21 protein-coding genes and 1 tRNA gene are annotated in these 22,265 nt (G+C 72.8%); 9 read left to right on the top strand and 13 right to left on the bottom strand.

Going from position 1 to position 22,265, the window contains the following annotated elements; all coding sequences use genetic code 11:
- Positions 1-43 precede the first annotated feature (43 nt).
- Positions 44-116: transfer RNA gene (locus DEI94_RS13965), tRNA-Thr, on the top strand.
- A gap of 38 nt (positions 117-154) precedes the next feature.
- Here DEI94_RS13965 and DEI94_RS13970 read toward each other — a convergent pair.
- The 3 genes from DEI94_RS13970 to DEI94_RS13980 form a co-directional block, all read right to left on the bottom strand.
- On the bottom strand, positions 155-2,029 hold the full coding sequence (locus DEI94_RS13970) for a glycoside hydrolase family 25 domain-containing protein (RefSeq protein WP_111026294.1): 1,875 nt from the start codon (positions 2,027-2,029) through the stop codon (positions 155-157).
- A gap of 230 nt (positions 2,030-2,259) precedes the next feature.
- Positions 2,260-3,291 (bottom strand): aldo/keto reductase, encoded by a 1,032-nt coding sequence (locus tag DEI94_RS13975; RefSeq protein ID WP_111026295.1) that lies wholly within the window; start codon positions 3,289-3,291, stop codon positions 2,260-2,262.
- A gap of 10 nt (positions 3,292-3,301) precedes the next feature.
- Complete coding sequence (locus tag DEI94_RS13980) at positions 3,302-4,111, bottom strand: alpha/beta fold hydrolase (protein ID WP_111026296.1); 810 nt, start codon at positions 4,109-4,111, stop codon at positions 3,302-3,304.
- Positions 4,112-4,151: 40 nt separating this feature from the next.
- On the opposite strand from DEI94_RS13980, the gene DEI94_RS13985 reads away from it, so the two are divergent.
- Positions 4,152-4,847, top strand: a complete 696-nt coding sequence (locus DEI94_RS13985; protein WP_111026297.1) for an NAD(P)H-hydrate epimerase — start codon at positions 4,152-4,154, stop codon at positions 4,845-4,847.
- Positions 4,848-4,878: 31 nt separating this feature from the next.
- Here the strand turns inward: DEI94_RS13985 and DEI94_RS13990 are convergent, their stop codons facing one another.
- Both DEI94_RS13990 and DEI94_RS13995 read right to left on the bottom strand, forming a co-directional pair.
- Positions 4,879-5,817 carry a 2-deoxy-5-keto-D-gluconate 6-phosphate aldolase domain-containing protein gene (locus DEI94_RS13990; protein WP_111026298.1) on the bottom strand — a complete coding sequence of 313 codons (939 nt, stop codon included), beginning with the start codon at positions 5,815-5,817 and terminating at the stop codon, positions 4,879-4,881.
- 163 nt (positions 5,818-5,980) lie between these two features.
- Positions 5,981-6,997, bottom strand: a complete 1,017-nt coding sequence (locus tag DEI94_RS13995; protein ID WP_181441760.1) for a DsbA family protein — start codon at positions 6,995-6,997, stop codon at positions 5,981-5,983.
- Positions 6,998-7,269: 272 nt separating this feature from the next.
- Between DEI94_RS13995 and DEI94_RS14000 the strand changes: the two genes are divergently transcribed.
- The 3 genes from DEI94_RS14000 to DEI94_RS14010 all read left to right on the top strand — a co-directional run bounded on the left by DEI94_RS14000 (position 7,270) and on the right by DEI94_RS14010 (position 10,713).
- Entirely contained in the window at positions 7,270-8,370 is a 1,101-nt protein-coding gene (locus DEI94_RS14000) for an ABC transporter ATP-binding protein (RefSeq protein WP_111013089.1), read from the top strand.
- 116 nt (positions 8,371-8,486) lie between these two features.
- Positions 8,487-9,770 (top strand): DUF4032 domain-containing protein, encoded by a 1,284-nt coding sequence (locus tag DEI94_RS14005; RefSeq protein WP_111010515.1) that lies wholly within the window; start codon positions 8,487-8,489, stop codon positions 9,768-9,770.
- Positions 9,771-9,834: 64 nt separating this feature from the next.
- Entirely contained in the window at positions 9,835-10,713 is an 879-nt protein-coding gene (locus DEI94_RS14010) for a potassium channel family protein (RefSeq protein ID WP_258377973.1), read from the top strand.
- A 15-nt stretch (positions 10,714-10,728) separates the two neighbouring features.
- On the opposite strand, the gene rlmB is transcribed toward DEI94_RS14010, so the two are convergent.
- From rlmB to DEI94_RS14030, 4 genes are all read right to left on the bottom strand, one after another.
- Positions 10,729-11,742 (bottom strand): 23S rRNA (guanosine(2251)-2'-O)-methyltransferase RlmB, encoded by a 1,014-nt coding sequence (gene rlmB / locus DEI94_RS14015; RefSeq protein WP_111026300.1) that lies wholly within the window; start codon positions 11,740-11,742, stop codon positions 10,729-10,731.
- Positions 11,739-13,154, bottom strand: coding sequence for a cysteine--tRNA ligase (cysS, locus tag DEI94_RS14020; protein WP_111026301.1), 1,416 nt, complete (start codon positions 13,152-13,154; stop codon positions 11,739-11,741). The genes rlmB and cysS overlap by 4 nt, the downstream gene beginning before the upstream one ends.
- Positions 13,155-13,189: 35 nt before the next feature.
- Entirely contained in the window at positions 13,190-14,446 is a 1,257-nt protein-coding gene (gene ispD / locus DEI94_RS14025) for a 2-C-methyl-D-erythritol 4-phosphate cytidylyltransferase (protein WP_258377976.1), read from the bottom strand.
- A gap of 64 nt (positions 14,447-14,510) precedes the next feature.
- Positions 14,511-14,993 (bottom strand): CarD family transcriptional regulator, encoded by a 483-nt coding sequence (locus DEI94_RS14030; RefSeq protein WP_111010518.1) that lies wholly within the window; start codon positions 14,991-14,993, stop codon positions 14,511-14,513.
- A 241-nt stretch (positions 14,994-15,234) separates the two neighbouring features.
- Between DEI94_RS14030 and DEI94_RS14035 the strand changes: the two genes are divergently transcribed.
- Positions 15,235-15,771: a hypothetical protein gene (locus DEI94_RS14035; RefSeq protein ID WP_146242882.1), complete on the top strand. Its 537-nt coding sequence runs from the start codon at positions 15,235-15,237 to the stop codon at positions 15,769-15,771.
- A gap of 269 nt (positions 15,772-16,040) precedes the next feature.
- Here DEI94_RS14035 and DEI94_RS14040 read toward each other — a convergent pair whose 3' ends face one another.
- A complete protein-coding gene (locus tag DEI94_RS14040; RefSeq protein ID WP_111010520.1) occupies positions 16,041-16,721 on the bottom strand; it encodes a response regulator in 681 nt (226 codons plus the stop codon).
- Positions 16,718-17,881 carry a sensor histidine kinase gene (locus tag DEI94_RS14045; RefSeq protein WP_111026302.1) on the bottom strand — a complete coding sequence of 388 codons (1,164 nt, stop codon included), beginning with the start codon at positions 17,879-17,881 and terminating at the stop codon, positions 16,718-16,720. Before DEI94_RS14045 ends, DEI94_RS14040 begins: the two co-directional genes overlap by 4 nt.
- Before the next feature lie 173 nt (positions 17,882-18,054).
- Here DEI94_RS14045 and phoU point away from each other — a divergent pair, with 173 nt between their 5' ends.
- Positions 18,055-18,711, top strand: a complete 657-nt coding sequence (gene phoU / locus DEI94_RS14050; RefSeq protein WP_111026324.1) for a phosphate signaling complex protein PhoU — start codon at positions 18,055-18,057, stop codon at positions 18,709-18,711.
- Positions 18,712-18,759: 48 nt separating this feature from the next.
- A complete protein-coding gene (locus DEI94_RS14055) occupies positions 18,760-19,302 on the top strand; it encodes a P-loop nucleotide/nucleoside kinase family protein (protein ID WP_220037259.1) in 543 nt (180 codons plus the stop codon).
- 132 nt (positions 19,303-19,434) lie between these two features.
- On the opposite strand, the gene DEI94_RS14060 is transcribed toward DEI94_RS14055, so the two are convergent.
- Positions 19,435-20,178: a phosphoglyceromutase gene (locus tag DEI94_RS14060; protein ID WP_111013084.1), complete on the bottom strand. Its 744-nt coding sequence runs from the start codon at positions 20,176-20,178 to the stop codon at positions 19,435-19,437.
- 66 nt (positions 20,179-20,244) lie between these two features.
- Here DEI94_RS14060 and DEI94_RS14065 point away from each other — a divergent pair, with 66 nt between their 5' ends.
- On the top strand, positions 20,245-21,018 hold the full coding sequence (locus DEI94_RS14065) for a class I SAM-dependent methyltransferase (protein WP_111026303.1): 774 nt from the start codon (positions 20,245-20,247) through the stop codon (positions 21,016-21,018).
- Positions 21,019-21,139: 121 nt separating this feature from the next.
- Here the strand turns inward: DEI94_RS14065 and ygfZ are convergent, their stop codons facing one another.
- On the bottom strand, positions 21,140-22,264 hold the full coding sequence (gene ygfZ / locus DEI94_RS14070) for a CAF17-like 4Fe-4S cluster assembly/insertion protein YgfZ (RefSeq protein WP_111026304.1): 1,125 nt from the start codon (positions 22,262-22,264) through the stop codon (positions 21,140-21,142).
- Position 22,265 lies beyond the last annotated feature (1 nt).

Here is a 22,265-nt window from a genome sequence, read left to right on the forward strand (position 1 = left end):
CTCCACCGCGACACCTCGGCTCGTCGGTACACTTGGCGGGCCAGCCGGCATGGCGCAATTGGTAGCGCACCGTACTTGTAATACGGGGGTTGCGGGTTCGAGTCCCGCTGCCGGCCCCGATCAGCCGCGTCCGCGGTGTCCGTCTGCCGCGGTGTCAGCGGCACGACCAGTCGAAGTCGAGTCCGCTCGCCACACCCCCGACGACGTACTGCACCATGGCCACCCCGCCGTCGACGAGGCCCGGCCCGGCGCACGCCTCCTTCGCCCGGGCGAGCGGGGTCTCACCGGTGGCGATCCAGCTCGGCGCCGAGGCCAGGGCGCTGTTCGGTGTGGTCCCGCCACTGATGATCCCCCACTGGTACCCGGTCGAGTAGAGCCCGACGGCGATCCCCCGGGCGGCGAACGCGTCGGTCATGCCGTCGAGCACCGCGACGTTCGTGGCGGGGTCCCGCCACGTGGCACCGGTCTCGACGTCGAGCCACCAGCGGTACGCCGCCGGATGGGACACGCCCCGGTCGACGACGTCGCGGACCGCGATGTCCCAGCCGTCCATGTACGAACAGGCGACGCCGTCGGAACCGGGCGTGCACACGCCGTACACGCTCGTGACCCTGGCCCCCTCGGGATCGACGTTCGACGTCGGCCAGCCACCGCCCGGCACGTGGCGGCCCGGGTTCGCCGTGTTGACGTACAGCGCGGCACGGGGCTGCCCGGCACCGCCCGCGGAGTCCCGCGCCCAGGCGAGCTGCGCGGCGAGGCACGGGTTCGTCGTGGTGCCGGACCCGTCGTTCACACCGATCACCGCGAACGCCTGTCCTGCCGGCAGGGCCCGGTGGCACTGCGGCCACGAGACGTCGTTCCCGAGGCCGGAGGGCGCCGAGCCGTCCGTGAAGTAGCCGGCGACGTCCAGGTGGAGGGTCGCCGCGCCTCCCGACGCGACGGCCTGCACCGACGCCTGTCGGAGCGCGACCGGCACGAGTCCCGCCACGGCTCGGCCCGCGGTGAACGCCAGCGCGACCCCGCCGTCGTCCCGGCCGTAGGGGGCGACCCGGAGCGCACCGGCGGGGCCGGATCGTTCGAGCGATGCGGTGACGAGCACGGCGGTCGCGTCGCCCGGGACGCCCGCGCCCCCGGCGAGTTGGATCTGCGTCGCGGCGCCCGTCGTCGTGCCGGTGTACGCCCGGACGGCCGTCATCGGGGTGAACACGGCCCCGGAGTCCGAGCGCGCGTACCCGCCGAGCACGTCGAGGGTCACCGTGGCCGAGCCGGCCGACACCGCGACGGACAGGGCGCCGTCGTCGAGCTGGGCCACGACCGCGTTCGCCGCGACGGCCCCGCGCGTGAACTGCTGGACGCCGATCCGGTTCGTGCGTCCTGCCGGGCCGACCCGCAACGACCCCGGCGCGGTCGGGTGCACCACGGTGGCCTCGAGGACGACGGCGGTGGCGCCCCTGGGCACCGTGACGCCGTCCGCCACGGGGACGCGGACCGGATGCGTGCCGACCGTGCCACGGAACGCCCTGGTGGTGTCGACCGGCTGGTACGTCGATCCCTGCGCGGCGCTCGTGTAGGCCCCCGACACGATCACCGACACCGAGGCGGAGCCGTCCGACAGCGCGACCTGGAGGCGACCGTGGACGAGACGGACCGTCGCGAGCCCGGTGACGGTCGTGCCCGCCGTGACGCGCTGTGTGGCCACCGGTGCGTCCTGCCCCGCCGGCGTGACCCGGACCCAGCCGTCGTCCGTCGGAGCCGTGACGCGGACGTCGACGACGACGGCATCGGCCGCGGGGGCGACCCCCGCGCGACCAGCGACCGGCACCGCCACGGGTCGTGTGCCGACGTCGCCGCGGAACACGAGGGCGCGGGTCAGCGGCGTGAACCGGTCACCGGACGACCCGTCCGCCGCGAGGTGGGACGACCGTGCGGACCCGACGGCCACACCCGCCGCGACGGCGAGCGCGAGCACGCCGATGACCGCCACGAGCAACGCGGTGAGCCGGGCCGGACGCCTGCGTCCGCTCCGCATGGTCCCCCTCGGTCGACGTGGACGCTGCACGGCACGAGGCCACGCACCGCCCCCGGGGAGCGCGCGTGGCCTCGTGGTGCGTCCGGTCACGGATCAGGAGAGCGACCGGCGCGACAGCGGGTAACCAGCCCACCGATGCCGAGAGCATGACAGGCTGATCGACGTCGGACAACGTCTCCGAGCCACGCCGCGCCGCTTCCTGTGAGGATTCTTGGTATCGAGGGGGACGCTCAGCGGCCCCCGGTCAGCTTCCGGTCGCGCTGCGCCACACCGGCGGTGCCGTACGGGTAGTCGTCGATGCGGGGCGTGCTCGCCTCGGAGAGCGCCGTCAGCTCCTCCGGGGTCAGCACGAGGTCCGCCGACGCCAGGTTGTCCTGCAGCTGCTCCACCGTGCGGGCACCGAGGATGACCGAGGTGACGGCCGGCTGCGCGAGCAGCCAGGCCAACGCGACCTGCGAGTACGACGTGCCGTGGGCGTCCGCGGCCGCGCCGACCGCGCCGAGGACGGCCCACGTCCGCTCGTCCGCGTTCCGCGCCTCCCACGCCTCCATGCCGCGCTTCGGGTTCTCACCCAGCCGGGTCGCACCCGTCGGGGCCTGGTCCCGCTGGTACTTGCCCGACAGCCACCCGCCGGCGAGCGGCGACCACGGCAGGAGACCGATGTTCGCGTCGAGGCACGCGGGCACGATCTCGTGCTCGATGTCGCGCACGAGCAGGTTGTACTGCGGCTGCAGGGTCACGGGCGGAGCCCAGTGGTTCGCCTTCGCCTCGTAGACCGCCTTCGTGATCTGGTAGCCGAGGTAGTTCGAGAACCCGTACGCGCCGATCTTGCCGGCGGACACGGCGTCGTCGAGGAACCGGAGGGTCTCCTCGATCGGCGTCAGGGCGTCCCACGCGTGCATCTGGTACAGGTCGATGTAGTCGACACCGAGCCGCTCGAGGGACGCGTCGAGCGCCCGCGTCAGGTGGCGGCGCGAGAGGCCGACGTCGTTCGGGCCGTCGCCCTGGGGGAACCGGCCCTTCGTGGCGATGACGACCTGCTGCGCCTCGGTCGGGTGGTCTGCGAGCCAGCGACCGATGATCCGCTCGGACTCGTTGCCCGAGTAGACGTCCGCCGTGTCGATGAAGGTACCGCCGGCCTCGACGAAGGCGTCGAGGATCGTGCGTGAGGTGGGTTCGTCGGCTTCACTGCCGAACGTCATGGTGCCGAGCGTCAACGACGACACGGCGGCACCGCTGTTACCGAGGAGTCTGTAGTCCATGTCGTGGACGCTAGCCCTGGGTGGCCTCCGCGTCCGCGCGGGTGCGCTGCAGGAACGCGATCGCGGCCTCCCGGAACGCCCGGGAGGTCGGCGCGTTGAAGTGGTTCCGGCCCGGGATCTCGACGAACTCGGCACGCGGCGCCGCGGCCGCGAGGCGCTGCGACGCCGCGAGGATGCCGTCCTCGCTCCCCGCCGCCAGGAGCAACGGCTGCGTCGGCGCGTTGTCCGGTCTGGGCTCGACGCTGTCCCGCATCCCCTCGACCATCGCGACGAGCGCACGGAGGTCGTTGCCCGGGACCCCGGAGGCCATGGTCAGGTATGCGTTCGTCACGCGGTCCTCGACGGGTTCGCCATGCTCGATGAACGCCCGCGCCTGGTCGACCCGGACCCGTCGCATCGGGTCCGCGTCCGGGATGCCCCCGAGGACCGCTCGGCTGATCCGGTCGGGGATCCGGTCCGCGGTGTGCCATCCGACGCGTGCCCCGAGCGAGTACCCGAGGTACGCGACGTCGTCGAGCAGGTAGGCGTCGACGACCGCGGTGACGTCGGCGACGAGGAGGTCCATCGAGTACTCCTGCGGCCGGTGCGGCTTGCTGCTGCGGCCGTGCCCGCGCTGGTCGACGACGACGACGCGGTGGCCGGCGCGCGTGAGGTCACGGGTCCACCCCGACGCGTGCCAGTTGAGGAGCCCGGAGGACGCGAACCCGTGCACGGCGACCACCGCGGGGGCGTCCGGGTCGCCGTGGTCGTACGTGGCGATGTCGAGACCGTCCGGCGAGACGACGACGCGTGGACGGGGGGCTTCGGGAACGAGCGACATGGCGCGGACCAGGCTACCGACGACGTGGCATCGTGGCGGCATGGACGGCTACGACGCAGACCAGATCCGGGCGGCCGAGGCGCCGCACCTCGCCGCGGGCGAGCCGCTCATGCAGCGGGCCGCCGCCGGACTCGCCGACGTGGTCGACGAGCTGCTCGGCGACCCCGCGGTCGTCCCCGGCGACGGCGAGCGCACCGTGCTCCTGCTCGTCGGCAGCGGCGACAACGGCGGCGACGCGTTGTTCGCCGGTGCGGCGCTCGCCGCACGCGGTCACCGCGTCGAGGTGCTGTGCCTCGGGTCGCGCGTGCACGAGGCGGGGGCGGCGGCCGCGCAGCAGGCCGGCGCGGTCCTCCTCGAGCACCCGGACGACGACGAGACGGTGCGGGCGGCGGCGCTGCGGGCCGACCTCGTGCTCGACGCCGTGCTCGGCATCGGACGGACGAGCTCGACGGCACTCCGGTCGCCCGCACGGGAGGCCGTGGGCGTCATCCGGGACCTCGCGCGGGACCAGCGCGCTCCGTCCGTCGTCGCCGTGGACGTCCCGAGCGGCATCGACCCCGACACGGGCGCGGTCGCCGACGACCACGTGCTCGAGGCCGACGTGACCGTCACGTTCGGCGGCGTCAAGGCGGGACTGCTGCGCGGTCCGGGGCGGGCCCTCGCGGGACGCGTCGTGCTCGTCGACGTCGGCATCGGCGCGGACCTCGCCGCCGTGGAGCCGCTCGTCCGGACCTGACCCGACCGGGAGCGCACCCGCCCCGCGGGACTCAGCCCCGCGCCTCCCGGTACGCCTCGACGAACCGCAGGTACGTGACGGCGATGAGGTCCTGGGCGTCCTCCTCGGCGAGGCCGCGGTCCAGGACGTCGCCGAGCGGCTGCTCCCAGATGCTCCGGCCGATCGCGAAGCCGACGAACCCGTCGAGTGGTGCGGCCACCGAGAGCCAGTGGTCGAGCGCGTCCTCCGAGGCGTCCCGACCGAGGATGACGCACTGCACGCTGTCCCGGCCGCCCTGCTTCGCGGCGGCGACGACCCGCTCGGCGTCCTCGCGGCGGTCGAGACCCTCGATCTTCCAGATGTCCGGCTCCACGCCGTGCTCCTGCAGGAACCCGATGACGTCGACGGTGAGCGACGGGCGCAGGTCCCGGTCGTAGTCCTCGACCGACGCCTTCTGCTCGTCCGTGCCGGGGACGAGCAGTTCGACCAGGAACGACCGGCCCGCGTCGCGCAGGGTGCGCGTCACGCCGGCGAGCCGTTCGGCCTGTCCGCGTCGTTCGTCGGCGTCGAGGTCCGGGTTGTCGCGGACGAGGACCTTGACGTGGTCGGGGTCGAACTCCTCGACGTGCTGCATCCACAGCCCGTCGTCCCCGTCGCCGTACTCGAACGTGAAGAAGTCGTGGCCCGACGCCTCGATCGGCATCGCGAGCTGGAGTCCCGCGGCCTTGGCCGCCCGTGCGACCTCGGCGCCGTAGCGTTCGTCGACGAGCACGCCGGTGCGCTCTCGGTCGGCTCCGCGGGTGAGGGCGTCGAGCAGCCCCCGGTAGACGAGCATCTTGCCGTCCCGGATCCGCTGGATGTCGTCCTCGTCGTCGGGCTGTCCCGACGCGATCCGGTAGGTGTGCTTGGCGAGCGAGTCCCGGTGGTCCATCGCCAGGATGAACACGGGATGCTCCGCGTCGAGCTGCGGTCGGTCGTCGAACGTGGACATGTGGCGCTCCCTCCGGGCGCGGCCCGGGAGGCCCGCCTCCACCGATCGAACGCCGTCGCCCTGGCAGCCCCCCGAGGGTCGGCGCGATCGGCCGCGGGTCGGCGCGGCCGGCCGCGGGTCGGCTCGCCCGCCCGCGGATCGGCTCGCCCGCCCGCGGGTCGGGTCAGCCCGCCGAGGACGTCGCGGTCGGAGTCGGGGTCGGCGCCGGCGTCTCGTCGCCGGACGCGTAGGTGCTGCCCGCGGCGGTCACGACGAAGGTCCGGAACTCGGCGTTCGTGAACGGCAGGCTGTAGTCGTACCGCTTGCCGTTCACGAAGATCGTCGGCGTGCCGGTGAGCTGCCGGAGCCCGGTGCCGGGCACCCCGTGGGTGAGGACGTCGTTCGTCCGGGCGTCCACCCACGCGGCGTAGCGCTGGGTGTCGATGCACCGCTCGATGGCGTCGAGGTGCCGGATCCCGTGCACGCCCGCCACGAGGTGCCGGAGCTGTGCGTCGTCGAGGCCCTTCGTGTTCTCCTCGGGCTGCTCGGCGTACAACGCCTGGTTCACGGCGAAGAACTGGTCGGGCGACGAGTTCGCCACACAGGCCGCCGCGTTCGCCGCACGGAGCGAGTACTTCGTGCCCTGCGATCGGTTCGTCAGGATCGCGATGGGGTGGATCTCGACGGTCGCGGCACCGGACGTCACGAGGCCCCGGATGTACGCGTTGTTCTCGTGCTCGAACTGGCCACAGATCGGGCAGAGGTAGTCGATGTACATCGTGATGTGGACGGTGCCCGCGACGTCGACCGCACCCGAGGCGTCCCCGGTCGCCGAAGCACTCGGCGTCGCCGATGCGGTGCCGCTCGAACCGGCGGACGCCGACGCACTCGACGTGGCACGCCCCGCGCCGCCGGCGTCACCGCGCCCCGCTCCGACCGCGCGCAGCCCCTGCCCGATGGTGATGCCGCCGCCCGCCATGTGCGCGGGCCCCGGACCGGCCGGCTGCACCGAGCGGACGAGCACGATCGACACGACCGCGACGATCGCGATGAGGACGACGACGAGGCCCGCCTGCAGCCCGATGCGCACACCGCGCTGGCGTCGCTTCTGGCGGGCCCTGGCCTGTTGTGCTCGGATCCTCGCAGCCGCGCGGCGCTCGTTCCGCGTGGCGCGCTCGTCGCCCTCGGGACGATTCGTCATACCGGTCCTCCGTGATCGGGCCGGCCCCTCCGGCCCTCCTGTCGTCCGCGATACCTCCCGCACCGCCCGGACGGACCTGGGAAGTGTACTTGCGTGGGCTGGGAGACCGTGGTCGGGAGGCCCATCGACGGCCGCGCCACTGGCGCCGACGTGCGAAACCGTGTTGTATGTCCCTCGATGGTCGATGTCGCCCATCCGGGGGCCTCAGGGTCACCGTTCCTCACTACGGATCGTCCGGCACGTACCTGCCGGTGAAGGAGCAAGAACGCATCATGGCGTCCGTCACCTACGACAAGGCAACCCGTCTCTACCCCGGAGGCAACCGCCCCGCCGTCGACGGCCTCGACCTCGACATCGCGGACGGCGAGTTCCTCGTCCTCGTCGGCCCGTCGGGCTGTGGCAAGTCGACCTCCCTCCGCATGCTCGCGGGCCTGGAAGAAGTGAACGACGGCCGGATCCTCATCGGTGACCGCGACGTCACCGACATCCCGCCGAAGGACCGCGACATCGCGATGGTCTTCCAGAACTACGCGCTGTACCCGCACATGACCGTCGCCGAGAACATGGGCTTCGCGCTCAAGATCGCCGGCGTCGGCAAGGAGGAGCGCGCGACCCGCGTCCTCGAGGCGGCCAAGCTCCTCGACCTCGAGCAGTACCTCTCGCGCAAGCCGAAGGCGCTCTCGGGTGGTCAGCGGCAGCGCGTCGCGATGGGCCGCGCGATCGTCCGTCAGCCCCAGGTGTTCCTCATGGACGAGCCGCTGTCGAACCTCGACGCCAAGCTCCGCGTCCAGACCCGCACGCAGATCGCGTCGCTCCAGCGTCGGCTCGGGGTCACGACCGTCTACGTCACGCACGACCAGACCGAGGCCCTGACCATGGGCGACCGCATCGCGGTCCTCAAGGACGGCATCCTCCAGCAGGTCGGCACCCCGCGCGACCTCTACGAGAAGCCGAACAACGTGTTCGTCGCCGGGTTCATCGGCTCGCCGGCCATGAACCTCCTGCCGGCGGACATCGCCGACGGTGGCGTGCGCTTCGGCACGTCGGTCGCCGCGGTCGACCGCGACGTCCTCAGCAACGCCAAGTCGTCGAACGTCACCATCGGGGTCCGCCCCGAGGACGTCGTCGTCTCGCAGTCGGGCGAGGGCCTGCCGGTCCAGGTCGACGTCGTCGAGGAGCTCGGCGCCGACGGCTACCTGTACGGCCACAGCGAGGCCGCCGGGAGCCGCGTCGACGTCGTCGCACGCGTCGACGGCCGTCACCACCCCTTCGCGGGCGACACCGTGTACATCACGGCCCAGCCGGGCCGCGTGCACGTGTTCGACACCGAGTCGGGCGAGCGCCTCGGCGACAAGGCCGTCGTCAGCGCCTGATCGGACCGACACCACCGGGAGCCTGCCGGACCGCCCCACGAAGGCGGGCCGGCAGGCTCCCGGCGTTCGGCTAGACCGTACCGTCCGCACCCTGCACCACCGAAAGCGACCCCCTCGTGCCCGACTCGATGTCCATCACCGCCGCCACCGTCGACCCTGGCCTGCTCGACCTGCCGTGGGACCTCCCGCTCGACGCCTGGCCCGACGACACGATCGCCGCGCTGCCGAAGGGCATCTCGCGACACCTCGTGCGGTTCGTGCACCTCAGCGGCTACGTCGTGGCGGTCAAGGAGACCAGCGAGGAGCTCGCCCGCAGTGAGTACGACATGCTCCGGACGCTCCAGCGCATGGACGTCCCGTGCGTGGACCCGGTCGCCGTCATCACGAACCGCGTGGGACGCGACGGGGAGGCCCTGCAGCCGGTCCTCGTGACCCGGCACCTCCGGTTCTCGCTCCCGTACCGCGCGCTCTACTCGCAGACGCTGCGGCCGGACACCGCGACGCGCCTCGTCGACGCCCTGGCGGTCCTCCTGGTGCGGCTGCACATCATCGGTTTCTTCTGGGGCGACGTGTCGCTCTCGAACACCCTCTTCCGCCGCGACGCCGGTGCGTTCGCCGCGTACCTCGTCGACGCCGAGACGGGCAAGCTCTACCCCGGCGGCCTGTCGAACGGGCAGCGTGAGAACGACCTCGAGATCGCGCGCGTCAACATCGCCGGCGAGCTCCTCGACCTGGAGGCCGGCGGTCGCCTCGACGAGAACGCGGACCCGGTCACGGTGTCCGACGGCATCGTGGCCCAGTACCGCACGCTGTGGAAGGAACTGACCGGGTCCGAGGAGTTCGACGCCTCGGAGCGCTGGCGCATCAACAGCCGGGTCGAGCGCCTCAACGACCTCGGGTTCGACATCGAGGAACTCGCGATCCGCACGACCGAGGGCGGCCAGCAGGTCCGTATCCAGCCGAAGGTCGTGGACGCGGGCCACCACCAGCGGCGGCTGCTCCGGCTCACCGGCATCGACGCCGGCGAGAACCAGGCACGGCGGCTCCTCAACGACCTCGACGCCTACCGTGCCCGCAACGGCCGCGACGAACTCGACGAGGAGATGGTCGCGCACGAGTGGGTGTCCCGCGTCTTCGAACCCGTGGTCCGGGCGATCCCCCGGGAGCTCCGCGGGCGGCTCGAACCCGCCGAGGTGTTCCACGAGCTCCTCGAGCACCGCTGGTACATGGCGCAGCAGGAGCAGCGGTCGGTGTCGCTGCCCGAGGCCACCACGGCCTACATGAACGACGTGCTGCGGCACCGCCGCGACGAGCGCATGCTCATCGACCCGCCGACGAACTCGATCGCGCTGCCCCTCGAGGACGAGGACGAGGACGAGGACTGGCGGGCGAACGTCTGACGGCTGCGGTGCACCGGTGACGACACCGGCTCGTGGGCGACGACACCGACGATACGGTCGGACCGTGACGTCCGAGGAACAGCGCGTGTGGGACCAGGCCCGCTGGCAGCGCATGAGCCAGTGGCCGCTCACGGTCGCCGCCGTGGCGTTCCTCGTGGCGTTCGCCGTCCAGGTGCTCGCGGACCTGCACGGCGCAGCCGCCCTGCCGTCGGATCTCGTCATCAACGCCACCTGGGTGATGTTCGCGGTCGACTACGTCGTCATGCTCGTCCTCGCGGAGCACCGCGGCCGGTGGTTCCGCCGCCACCTGCTCGACCTCGCGGCGATCGCCCTCCCGACGCTCCGCCCGCTGCGGCTCCTCCGCCTCGTGCAGCTGTTCCGGGTCCTGCAACGCACCACCGGCACGGCGGTCCGGGGCCGCGTCATCATCTACGTGACGGTGACGACCGCGCTGCTCGTGTTCGTCGCGGCACTGGCGATGCTCGACGTCGAGCGCCACGCCCCGCACGCGACGATCACGGACTTCGGCGCCGCGATCTGGTGGGCGCTCGTCACGATCACCACGGTGGGCTACGGCGACGTCGTGCCGGTGACGCCCGAGGGCCGGTTGATCGCGGCTGCCGTGATGATCGGCGGCATCGCGCTCATCGGTGTCGTCACGGCGACCCTGGCGAGCTGGATCATCGACCAGGTCGGACGGCGCGACGAGGAGAGCCAGGCGGTGACCCAGCGGCAGGTCCGCGAGCTCGCCGCCGAGATCCGCGCGCTGCGCGCCGAACTCGCGGACGCTCGGACCGCACCGACCGCGGGAGTGGCCTCCGCAGCCACACCAGCAGCAACGGCACCCGCCGCAGCCGCGCCCACACCAGCAGCAACGGCACCCGCCGCAGCCACACCCGCACCGACCCCGCGGACGACGCCTCCGTCAGCGCAGTCCCGGTGACGACGGATCCGAGCGTCAGGCCCCTCGACGGCGGCGGGCGATCTCCCACAGGGTGACGCTCGCGGCGATGCCGGCGTTGAGCGACTCCGTGGCGCTCGAGATCGGGATCGACACGACGGCGTCGCACGTGTCCGTGACGAGCCGCGACAGGCCCTTGCCCTCGCTCCCGACGACGATGACGATCGGCCGGTCGGCGAGTTCGAGTTCGTCGAGCTGCACGTCGCCGTCACCGTCGAGTCCGAGCACGAACAGCCCGCGCTGCTGCAGGGCCTTGAGCGTCTGCGTGAGGTTCGGCGCCATCGCCACGGGGATGCGCGCCGCGGCACCGGCCGAGGTCTTCCACGCCGAGGCCGTGACGCCGACCGAACGGCGCTGCGGCACGATGACACCGTGGCCGCCGAACGCAGCCGTGGAGCGGATGATCGCGCCGAGGTTCCGGGGGTCCGTCACTCCGTCCAGTGCCACGAGCAACGGCACCTGGTCGCGACGCTCGGCCGCGTCGACGAGGTCGTCCGCGTGGGCGTACTCGTACGGCGGCACCTTGAGCGCGACACCCTGGTGCACCGCGTCGTGGCCCGAGATGCGGTCGAGCTCGGGCCGCATGACCTCGAGCACCGGCACACCGCGGTGCGTCGCGAGCGCCAGGATCTCCTTGACGCGGTCGTCGACCTCGATCCGGGCGGCGACGTAGAGCGTGCTCGCCGGGATCCGCGCGCGGAGCGCCTCGAGCACGGAATTGCGCCCGGTCACGAGCTCCGACTCGTCACCCGACCGCCGCGGTGCCGGCCGGGAGGCCCGGGGCTGCGGCGCGCTCGACGCACCGTGCCGCTGACGGGCGGTCTCGAGCCGTTCCTGCGCGGCCTTGCGCTTGCCCGCGGGGTGGTACGGCCGGTCCTCGGCCTTCGGGGTGGGGCCACGCCCCTCGAGCGCCTGGCGCCCCTGCCCGCCCGAACCGACCTGCTTGTTGCCGGTGCGGCCGGAGCGGACGGCGCCCGGACGGCCCTTGCGCTTGCCGGAGGTGTTCTTCACGCGATGCTCCAATGGGTTCCGGAGGGGGTGTCCTCGATCGTGATGCCGGCGGCGGCGAGGTCGTCGCGCACGCGGTCCGCCGTGGCGAAGTCGCGGGCGGCACGGGCAGTGGTGCGCTCGGCGACGAGCCGCTCGACGAGTTGGGCGAGCGGACCGGCGGCGCGGTCCGAGGCCTCGGGGCCGGCGGACCAGGTGTCGGCGAGCGGGTCGATCCCGAGCACCTCGACCATGGCCGTGACCTGCTGGTGGGCGGCGCCGAGCGCGGCGATGTCGTCGGCGTCGAGCGCGGCGTTGCCGGCCCGGACCGTCTCGTGGAGCACCGCGAGGGCCTGCGGAACGGCGAGGTCGTCGTCCATCGCGGCGGCGAACGCGTCGGGGACGACGGCGGCCACGCGCACGGGCTCGTCCACGAGGCGCCGGCGGGCACGCGACAGGAACCCGGCGATGCGCTCGAACGCCGCCTCGGCCTCGGCGAGGGAGCCCTCGTGGTGGTCGATCGTCGAGCGGTAGTGCGCCGACGCCAGGAAGTACCGCACCACGACGGGGCGCGCGGCCGCGAGGAAGTCCGCCGCGAAGATCGAGTTGCCGAGCGACTTCGACATCTTCTGGCCGTCGACCGTGACGAGGCCGTTGTGCAGCCAGTAGGTGGCGAAGGCGTCACCGGCCGCCGTCGACTGCGCGAGTTCGTTCTCGTGGTGCGGGAAGCGCAGGTCGAGGCCGCCCCCGTGGATGTCGAACGCCGCACCCAGGTACCGCCGGGACATCGCGGAGCACTCGATGTGCCAGCCCGGTCGCCCCGCACCCCACGGGGACGGCCAGGACGCGGATGCGGGCTCCCCCGCCTTCGTGCCCTTCCAGAGGGCGAAGTCACGCGGGTCGCGCTTGCCCCGGGGATCGGCATCGGTGGCGTCCACCATGTCGTCGCGACGCTGGTGCGTCAGCGCTCCGTAGTCCGGCCAGCTCGCCGTGTCGAAGTAGACGTCGCCCGAGTCGTCCGCCGCGGGGTAGGCGTGCCCGCGCTCGACCAGGCGGGCGATGATCGCCTGCATCTCGGACACGCTCGCGGTGGCCCGCGGTTCGTAGGTCGGGGGGAGGATCCCGAGCGCCCGGTAGCCGGCCGCGAACTCGAGCTCGAACCGGTAGGCGCGGGCCCACCACTCCTCGCCGGACCCGGCCGCGAGGTCGAGGATCTTGTCGTCGATGTCCGTGACGTTCCGGACGAGCGTGACCTCGTACCCACGGTGCACGAGCCACCGCCGCCAGAGGTCGTAGACCAGCGCCGAGCGGAGGTGCCCGATGTGCGGGGAGGACTGCACCGTCGGACCGCAGACGTACATGCCCACGTGACCGTCGGTCAGCGGCGTAAAGGGGACGACCTCCCCCGCGCGGGAGTCGTACAGGCGAACGGTCACGGCCTCAAGACTATGGGGTCGTCCGTCCGCGTGACTCAGTCGACGGCCGCCGTGTGGACGGTGTCGGCACCCGTCGCCCTGTGCACGAGCGCCGTGGCGATGGCGGCGAGCCCCTCGCCCCGGCCCGTGAACCCGAGGCCGTCGGTGGTCGTCCCGGACACCGCGACCGACACACCGACGACCGCCGCGAGTGCGTCCTGCATCTCCTCGCGCCGGGCACCGATCCGCGGCCGGTTCCCGATGACCTGCACGCTGACGCTCGTCGGCACCCAACCGGCCTCGGCCAGGAGCGCCACCGCCCCCTGCAGGAACACGGTCCCCGACGCGCCGGCGTAGCGGGGATCGTCGGTCCCGAACCGCCCGCCGATGTCCCCGAGCCCGGCGGCGGACAACAGGGCGTCGCACACCGCGTGCGCCACGGCGTCCCCGTCACTGTGGCCCGCGAGCCCGGGCTCATCCGGGAACGCGAGCAACCCGACCCGGCACGGCACCGCGGCGTCGAACGCGTGGACGTCGACACCGAGCCCGACGCGCGCCGCCACCGGCACCCCGGCCGGGCGGCCCGGACCAGGCGAATCCGACGGCCGCCGGTCCGCCCCGCGGTCGGCGACCACGGCCTCCGCGCGACGGAGGTCCCAGGCGGTCGTGATCTTGAAGGCGTCCGCGTCACCCGCCACCACGTGCACCACGCCGCCCGCGGCCTGGAACACCCCGGCGTCGTCGGTCTCGGACCGGGCGGCGGACGCGTACGCGGCCCGGAGTGCGTCGAGCGGGAACCCCTGGGGCGTCTGCACACCGACGAGTGCGGCTCGGTCCACGGTCTCGACGACGACGGCGCTGTCATCGGGACCGAGCACGTCGACGCGCTTCACGGTGTCCGTCACCGGGAGCGCCGGGACGACCCCCGCGCCCGTGGTCCGCACGGCCTGGAACACCCGCTCGACCTGGTCGGCCGGGGTGAGGCACCGGGCGGCGTCGTGGACGAGCACCGAGGTGACGGAGTCCGGCAGGGCTGCCAGGCCGGCCTCGACGGACGCGTGGCGATCCGGGCCTCCCGGCACGACCGCCGTGTGGCCGACCGCCGGCCCGGCGACGTCGGCCACGAGGGCACGGCACTCGTCGAGCCGCTCGGCGGGAGCGACGACCACGACGAACGTGGGCTCGGCGAGCGTGAACAGCGGTTCGAGCGCCCGCTCGAGCATCCGGCGGCCGGCGACCGGCACGAACGCCTTCGGGACGCCGAACCCGAGCCGGGTCCCCGAACCCGCCGCGACCACGACGACCGCGCGCACGGCGACGGCGCCGACGTCATGGGACGTCGGCGCCGTCGTGGGTGACCGGTGGGTCACGGATGCGTCAGGAGGCGAGGACCTCGTCGAGGACGGTCGAGGCCTGGTCCTCGTCGGTCTTCTCGGCGAGGGCGAGCTCGGAGATCAGGATCTGACGGGCCTTGGCGAGCATGCGCTTCTCGCCGGCGGAGAGACCGCGGTCCTGGTCGCGGCGCCAGAGGTCGCGGACGACCTCGGAGACCTTGATGACGTCACCCGAGGCGAGCTTCTCGAGGTTCGCCTTGTACCGGCGCGACCAGTTCGTCGGCTCCTCGGTGAACGGGGCGCGCAGGACCTCGAACACACGGTCCAGGCCCTCTTTGCCGATGACGTCACGGACACCGACGAGGTCGACGTTGTCCGCCGGCACCTCGATCGTCAGGTCACCCTGGGTGACACGCAGCTTGAGGTAGACCTTCTCCTCGCCCTTGATGATCCGCGTCTTGACTTCAGAGATGGTTGCCGCCCCGTGGTGGGGGTAGACGACGGTTTCGCCGACCTCGAATTGCATGTGTTGAGCTCCGTTCCGAGACCTTCAGTTTACCACAAGCATTTGTCGAGTAATGGGCGGCCGGTGGGGCTGCGCGGGCAGTGCCTCCGCCCATCGCTAGGATGGGGCGGGTCGCCGTGGGCCCGCTGCGATCCGGTGTCGCGCGGGTCGCTGACAGCGGCCCCAGCCGCACCGCGCCAAGCTCGGATGCGTCCATGACGGCTGTCCCACCGGTCAAGCATCGTGACTCCTGGAGGAAAGTGTGAGAGCTCGGGTTCTCGTGTCCATCGCCGTGGCGGCGTCCATCGCCGTCGGGACCGCCGGCTGCGAGTTCCTCACCGAGGCCGGCACCACCAAGGGGTACAACGCGAGTGACGGCGTGAGCACCTCCGTCGGTGCCGTCGACGTGCGCAACGCCCTCCTCCTCACCAAGAACGGCAAGCGGGCACGGCTCGTCGCGTCGCTCGTGAACAACGCGGACAGCAAGCGCACCGTGACGATCGAGCCGAAGGACCACGCGGGGCAGTCCGTGACCGTCGTCATCCCGGGCAACTCCTCGGTGGACCTCGGCAGCACGAGCCCCACCGCGCAGGAGGTCGTGTTCCCGAAGCTCGACTCGAAGGCCGGCTCGCTGGCCCGCGTCTACTTCACCTACTCCGGCGCCTCGGGCAAGTCGATCTCGGTCCCCGTGCTGAACGGCGCGATGGAGGAGTACCGCACGCTCCTGCCCACCCCGCAGCAGTCGCAGACCCCCACCCTCACGCCGACGCCGACCTCGACGGCCACGCCGGTCGGCTGACGGTCCGACGTCCCGCAGCACCGACGGCGCCTCCGACCTCCGGGTCGGGGGCGCCGCGTCGTCCGCCCCGCCGAACGGGACCGGATCGGACCGGCCGCCGCGGACGCAGCGCCGCGCAGGCAGCGCCGCGCAGGCAGCGCCGCGCAGGCAGCGCCGCGCAGGCAGGGCCGCGCAGGCAGGGCCGCTCGCGGCCGGGCAGGCAGCGCCGCGCGCGGCCGGGAGGCGCGGGTCGGGCCCGCACCGTCCCTCCCCGGCCGGCGACCGGCGGATCAGGCCTCGATGCGGTACCCGAGCCCGCGCACGGTGACGAGCACCTCGGGCACGGACGGCGTCCGCTCGATCTTCGAGCGGATCCGCTTGATGTGCACGTCGAGGGTCTTCGTGTCCCCGAAGTAGTCGGACCCCCACACACGGTCGATGAGCTGACCGCGGGTCAGGACGCGCCCGGCGTTCCGGAGGAGCAGCTCGAGGAGCTCGAACTCCTTGAGCGGCATCGGCGTCTCGGCGCCGTCCACGGTGACCGTGTGCCGCTCGACGTCCATCCGGATGGCGCCCACCTGCAGCACGCCGCTGTCCGCCTGGTCGTCGTCGACGCGGCGCCGGAGCACCGCGCGGATCCGGGCCAGGAGCTCGCGGGTCGAGTACGGCTTCGTGACGTAGTCGTCCGCACCGAGTTCGAGGCCCACGACGACGTCCACCTCGGAGTCCTTCGCCGTGAGCATGATGATCGGCACGTTCGACCGCGTCCGGATCTGTCGGCAGACCTCGGTGCCGGGCAGCCCCGGGAGCATGAGGTCGAGGAGCACGAGGTCCGGCGTCACGGCGTCGAACTGCGCGAGTGCGGCGACGCCGTCGGCGGCCACGGTGGTCTCGTAGCCCTCGCGCTGCAGCAGGAAGCTCAGGGGGTCGCTCAGGGCGGGTTCGTCGTCGACGATGAGGATGTGGGTCACGATTGCTGCTCTTCCAGGTGCTCTTCGAGGGCTGATGTGAGTTCGGGGTCGGCTTCCGGGATCCGGATGGTGAACGTCGATCCGCGGCCGGGCTGGGACCAGACGCGGACGTCGCCGCCGTGGTTCGCGACGATGTGCTTGACGATCGCGAGCCCGAGGCCCGTGCCGCCGGTCGCCCGGGACCGCGCAGGATCGACCCGGTAGAACCGCTCGAACACGCGGTCCAGGTCGACCTCCGGGATCCCGACCCCCTGGTCGGTGACGGTGATCTCGACGAAGCCGTCCGCCCGCCGCACGCCGAGTCCGACGCGGGTGTGGTCCGGTGAGTACTTGACCGCGTTCGCGACGAGGTTCGAGACCGCGACCTGGAGCAGCGCCGCGTCACCCATGACCCGGAGCTTCGACTTCTTGGCGCGGACGATCTGGATGTCGCGGCTCGCGGCGACGACCGAGTTCGCGTCGATCGCCGCCTGCACGATGCCGTCCACGGCGACCTCCTCACTCGTCTCGACGACGTCGAGCGACTGCAGCCGGGACAGCTCGATGATGTCCTTCGTCAGTGCGCCGAGCCGCTCGGACTCGGTCACGAGCTGGGCGGCGAACAGGCGGACGTGCTCCGGGTCGTCCGCCGCCGCGACGAGGGTCTCGGCGAGCAGGCCGATCGCACCGATCGGGGTCTTGAGCTCGTGGGAGATGTTCGCGACGAAGTCACGACGGACCTCGTCGATCCGTCGACTCTCGGTGAGGTCGTCGGCGGTGAGCAGCACGTACCGGTTCCCGAGCAACGCCGCCCGGAACCCGAGGTACCCGACCGCGTCGCGGCTCCCCCGGGTCAGCTCGAGGTCCTCGGTCGCGTTCTCGCCACTGCGGCGCACCCGGTCCACGAGGTCGACGAGCTCGTCGTGCACGAGCCGCCGCCGCACGACGAGGCCCACGACGAGCGCCTGCGGCGAGGCCGCGACCACCGTGTTCGACGGGTCGACGACCACCGCGGGGTTGTGCATCGTCGCGATCACCGCCGCGACGCCGTCCGGCAGGTGCCGCTCGGCGACGTCGGCTGCCCGGGCGGTCCGCTCCGCCGCGATCACCAACACCACGACGCCCGCACCGAACACACCGCCGAGGAGCATCGACAGTGGCACGAGCCACGCGTTGTCCATGGACGCCAGTGTAAGGACGGACGCGCACCCCTCCAGCCCCGGTGCACGGAGGACCGGGGGTGCCGCGACGACCGTTCAGTCGGCCGTCACCGTCCGTTCACCTGGACGGCCGACACTGTTCCGGCATCCGCCGACGATGCACCAGGTCAGATGTGCCGACGGAAGGGCTCATGATGCGCGAAGTGTTCCAGCAGGAGCTCCAGGACGTCCAGGAGCGGCTCGCCGAGATCGCCGCGCTCGTGGCGACCGCGATCGACCGCGCGACCACGGCGTTCAACGACTCGGACGTCGCGCTCGCCGAGCAGGTGATCGCCGACGACGCGAAGATCGACCACGCCGCCCAGTCGCTCGACGAGCTCGCGATCGACATCCTGGCCCGCCAGGCCCCCGTCGCCCGCGATCTCCGGACCGTCGTCAGTGCGCTCCGCATCAGCGCCTCGCTCGAGCGCATGGGCGACATGGCCGAGCACATCGCGCAGCTCGCCCGCTACCGCTTCCCGGAGAAGGTCGTCCCCAAGAGCCTCCGCTCCACGTTCCGCGACATGGGCGCCCTCGACGTCGCGATGGCCGACAAGCTCGCGCGGCTGCTCCTGACCGAGGACGTCACCCTCGCCGAGGAGATCCGTGACGAGGACGACCAGGTCGACGAGCTGCACGCCAGCGTGTTCGACGCCGTGCTCGGGGAGACCTGGAAGGGCGCGACGATCGACACCGTCGACGCGACCCTCGCCAGCCGGTACCACGAGCGCTTCGCCGACCACGCCGTGTCCATCGCCAAGAAGGTGCAGTACCTGGCGACCGGCGACTGGGTGGGCGCGGCGGCCGAGTAGCCGGACCCGCCGGGCCGAAGGCCGACCCGGCTCTGCGAGGATGGTCGTATGGCTGCCGTCGCGATCCTCGTCAACGGACTCCCGGGATCGGGCAAGACCACGCTCGCGGCCGGCCTGGCCGAGGTGCTCGGATGCCCGCTCCTGTCGAAGGACGCCGTCAAGGAACCGCTCGCCGACATCGCGGGCCCGATGATCACGTCGCGTGCACTGGGCGGCGTCGCGATGGACACGGTCTGGGGCATGGCCGCGGCGGTCGAAGCCGGCGTCGTGCTCGACGCGGTGTGGCTCCCGACGCGTGATCGGGAGCACCTCGTGACGGGGCTGGCGCGCGCCGGGTCCCCGCGGTTCGTCGAGGTCTGGTGCGACGTCGACCGGACGGTCGCCGAGGAACGCCTGCGCGACCGGTACGACCCCGGCTCGCCCCTGCGGCACCCCACGCACGGCGATCTGGAGGACGTGCTCGCCTTCTGGGACGAGCACGCGGCCGCCGCGGGGCCGGTCGGGCTCGGGCCGGTCGTGCGGGTCGACACCGGCGCGGCCCTCGACGTCGCGCAACTGGTGCTGGAGATCAGCCGACACTTCGGCGCCTGACGGCCCTGCCTGCGGCCGGCCCGGGCACCCGGCCCGTCCGGGCGCCGAGATCGCACAACGCGCCGCTCACCTCTGGAGGTGAGCGGCGCGTTGTGCGATCTCGGCGGGGAGGGGGAGGGCCGGGAGCGGCCTCTACTTCTTGCCCTGAGCGGCGACCGCGGCGGCACCCGCGGCGGCGGCGTCCGGGTCGAGGTACCGGCCGGGACCGGTCGGACGCTGCTCGTCGTCGAGCTCGTACACCAGGGGGATGCCCGTCGGGATGTTGAGGCCGGCGATGTCGGTGTCCGAGATGCCGTCGAGGTGCTTGACGAGCGCCCGGAGCGAGTTGCCGTGGGCGGTGACGAGCACCGTGCGGCCCGCCGCGAGGTCGGGCACGATGTCCGACTGCCAGTACGGCAGCAGGCGGTCGATCACGAGCGCGAGCGACTCCGTCCGCGGCAGGTCGTCGCCGAGGCCCGCGTACCGCCGGTCGTGCGCCTGGGACCACTCGGCGTCGTCGGCGATGGGGGGCGGCGGGACGTCGAACGACCGACGCCACTCCATGAACTGCTCCTCGCCGTACTGCTCGAGCGTCTGCGCCTTGTCCTTGCCCTGCAGGTCGCCGTAGTGCCGCTCGTTGAGACGCCAGTTCCGCTTGACCGGCAGCCACGCGAGGTCGGCTTCGAGCAGGGCGATGTCCGCCGTCTGGATCGCCCGCGTGAGCACCGAGGTGTAGAGGACGTCGGGCACGATCCCCGACTCGGCGATGAGCTGCCCCGCACGCTTCGCCTCTTGCTCGCCGAGCTCACTGAGCCGCACGTCGACCCAACCGGTGAAGAGGTTCTTCTGGTTCCAGTCGCTGTTGCCGTGCCGCAGGAGGACGAGTGTCGAGGTCATGCCCGGAGTCTACCGAGCGGCCCGGAGGCTCGATCGGACGAGCCGCCCTGGCCCTACCCTGGGTGGATGCCGATCGGGAACGTCACGCGCGGCACCACCGGCACGAACCGGTTGCGGCGCGTGGACCGGTGGATCGCCGCACTCCCGGTGCTGCGCCGCACGGACGATCCGCTCGTGGCCGACCTCGGCTACGGGGCGAGCCCGACGACGACGCTCGAACTCCGGGACCGCCTGGCGCGAGTCCGGCCCGACGTCGAGGTCACCGGGATCGAGATCGAGCCCGAACGGGTCCGGGTCGCCCGGCTCGCCGAACGTGACGGGGTGACGTTCCGGCTCGGCGGGTTCGAGACACCCACACCCCGGGGTCGTCGCCCCGCCGTCATCCGCGCGTTCAACGTGCTCCGCCAGTACGCCGAGGACGAGGTCCCGGCCGCCTGGGCGCTCATGACCGACCGGCTCCAGCCCGACGGGGTCCTGGTCGAGGGCACGTGCAACGAGGTCGGACGCGTCGCGAGCTGGATCGACGTCACGCGGGGCGGCCCGCAGACCCTCACGGTGTCGCTCCGCCTGGCCGGACTCGAGGCCCCCTCGATCGTGGCCGAACGGCTGCCGAAGGCACTCATCCACCGGAACGTGCCCGGGGAGCGCGTGCACGACTACCTGCGGGCCCTCGACCACGCGTGGGCGGTCGCCGCGCCGCTCGGGACCTACGGGCCCCGCCAGCGGTGGATCGCCACCGTCCGGGCGATGCGCGACCGGGGGTGGCCGGTCCTCCACGGCGTCACCCGATGGCGCCTCGGCGAGGTGACCGTGCCGTGGTCGGCGGTCGCGCCGGTGTGAGCGCGGCCGGATCAGCGCGCCGCCGCCGGGCCCTTCGAGCTGCGACCGACCGAGCGCGCAGCCGCCGCCGCGCCGCCGCCGACACAGCGCCGCCGTCGGACCGACGGCGGTGGCACAGGGGTCAGGAGGTCGGGCGACGGACCGCGCCGAGGCGCGGCATCCGGGGCACGTCCGCGGTCGCCCCCGCGCTCGGCGGGACGATCACCTGCTGCGCGGCCGTGACCACGGTGTCCTCGGCGTCCGTGACGAGGACCGCGGTCGGGTCGACCGTGCGCTTGACCACCGCGAGCGCGATCGGACCGAGCTCGTGGTGCGTCGCCACCGCGGTGACCCTGCCGACCTCGGCGTCGTCGGACTGCGCCCGGACCACGGCGCCCGGCGCGGGCAGGACCCCCTGGGAGCCGTCGAGGTGCAGGAGCACGAGGCGGCGCGGCGGATGCCCGAGGTTGTGCACCTTCGCGACGGTCTCCTGCCCGCGGTAGCACCCCTTGTCGAGGTGGACGGCGGAACGCATCCAGTCGAGCTCGTGCGGGATCGTTCGCTCGTCGGCGTCCGCGAGACGCGGGCGCCACGCGGCGATGCGCAGGGCCTCCAGGGCGAGCGTGCCCGCGACGGGCACGTCGGACGCGGCGAGCGCGGCGGCGTCCGCGGGCGTGAGCACGGCGAGACGGAGCGACCAGTCCCGGCCCGGGTGGCCGGACGGGTCGGCGTAGCTCCAGCCGCCGACGGCGATCGCGGCCCAGGGGTCCGTCCAGGTGACGACGGGCGCGAACGCGGCCAGGGGCGCGTCCGCGAAGGCGCCGACGACCCGGTGCTCGGCCGACCGGTCGGCCACGTCGACGCGGAGCATGAACCGCATCGACGTCAGCCACGCCGCGAGTGGTGCGGCGTCGCCGGGGTCGGTCACGAGCCAGGTGGTCGTGCCGTCGTCGACGACGCGCGCCGCGTGCTCGAGCCGTCCGGAGGCATCGAGCACGAGGGTCTCGGTCGGGACGCCCGGAGCGAGGCCGAGCAACAGCTGCGTCGTCATCGAGTTGAGCCACGACAGCCGGTCCGGGCCGGTCACCGTGACGACGCCGTACGTGCCGAGGTCGACCACGGCGCGGCCCCGCTCGAGCAGACGCTGTTCGCCGAGCGGGTTGCCGTAGTGCGCCGCGACACCCGCGCCGTCGTCGACGTACCCGTCCCGCGTCGCGAAGGGGGTGCCCTCCCGGTCCGGCGAGGTGGTGCCGTCGGCGTTCGACATG

It is taken from the genome of Curtobacterium sp. MCBD17_040, from assembly GCF_003234805.2.
GTDB lineage: Bacteria > Actinomycetota > Actinomycetes > Actinomycetales > Microbacteriaceae > Curtobacterium.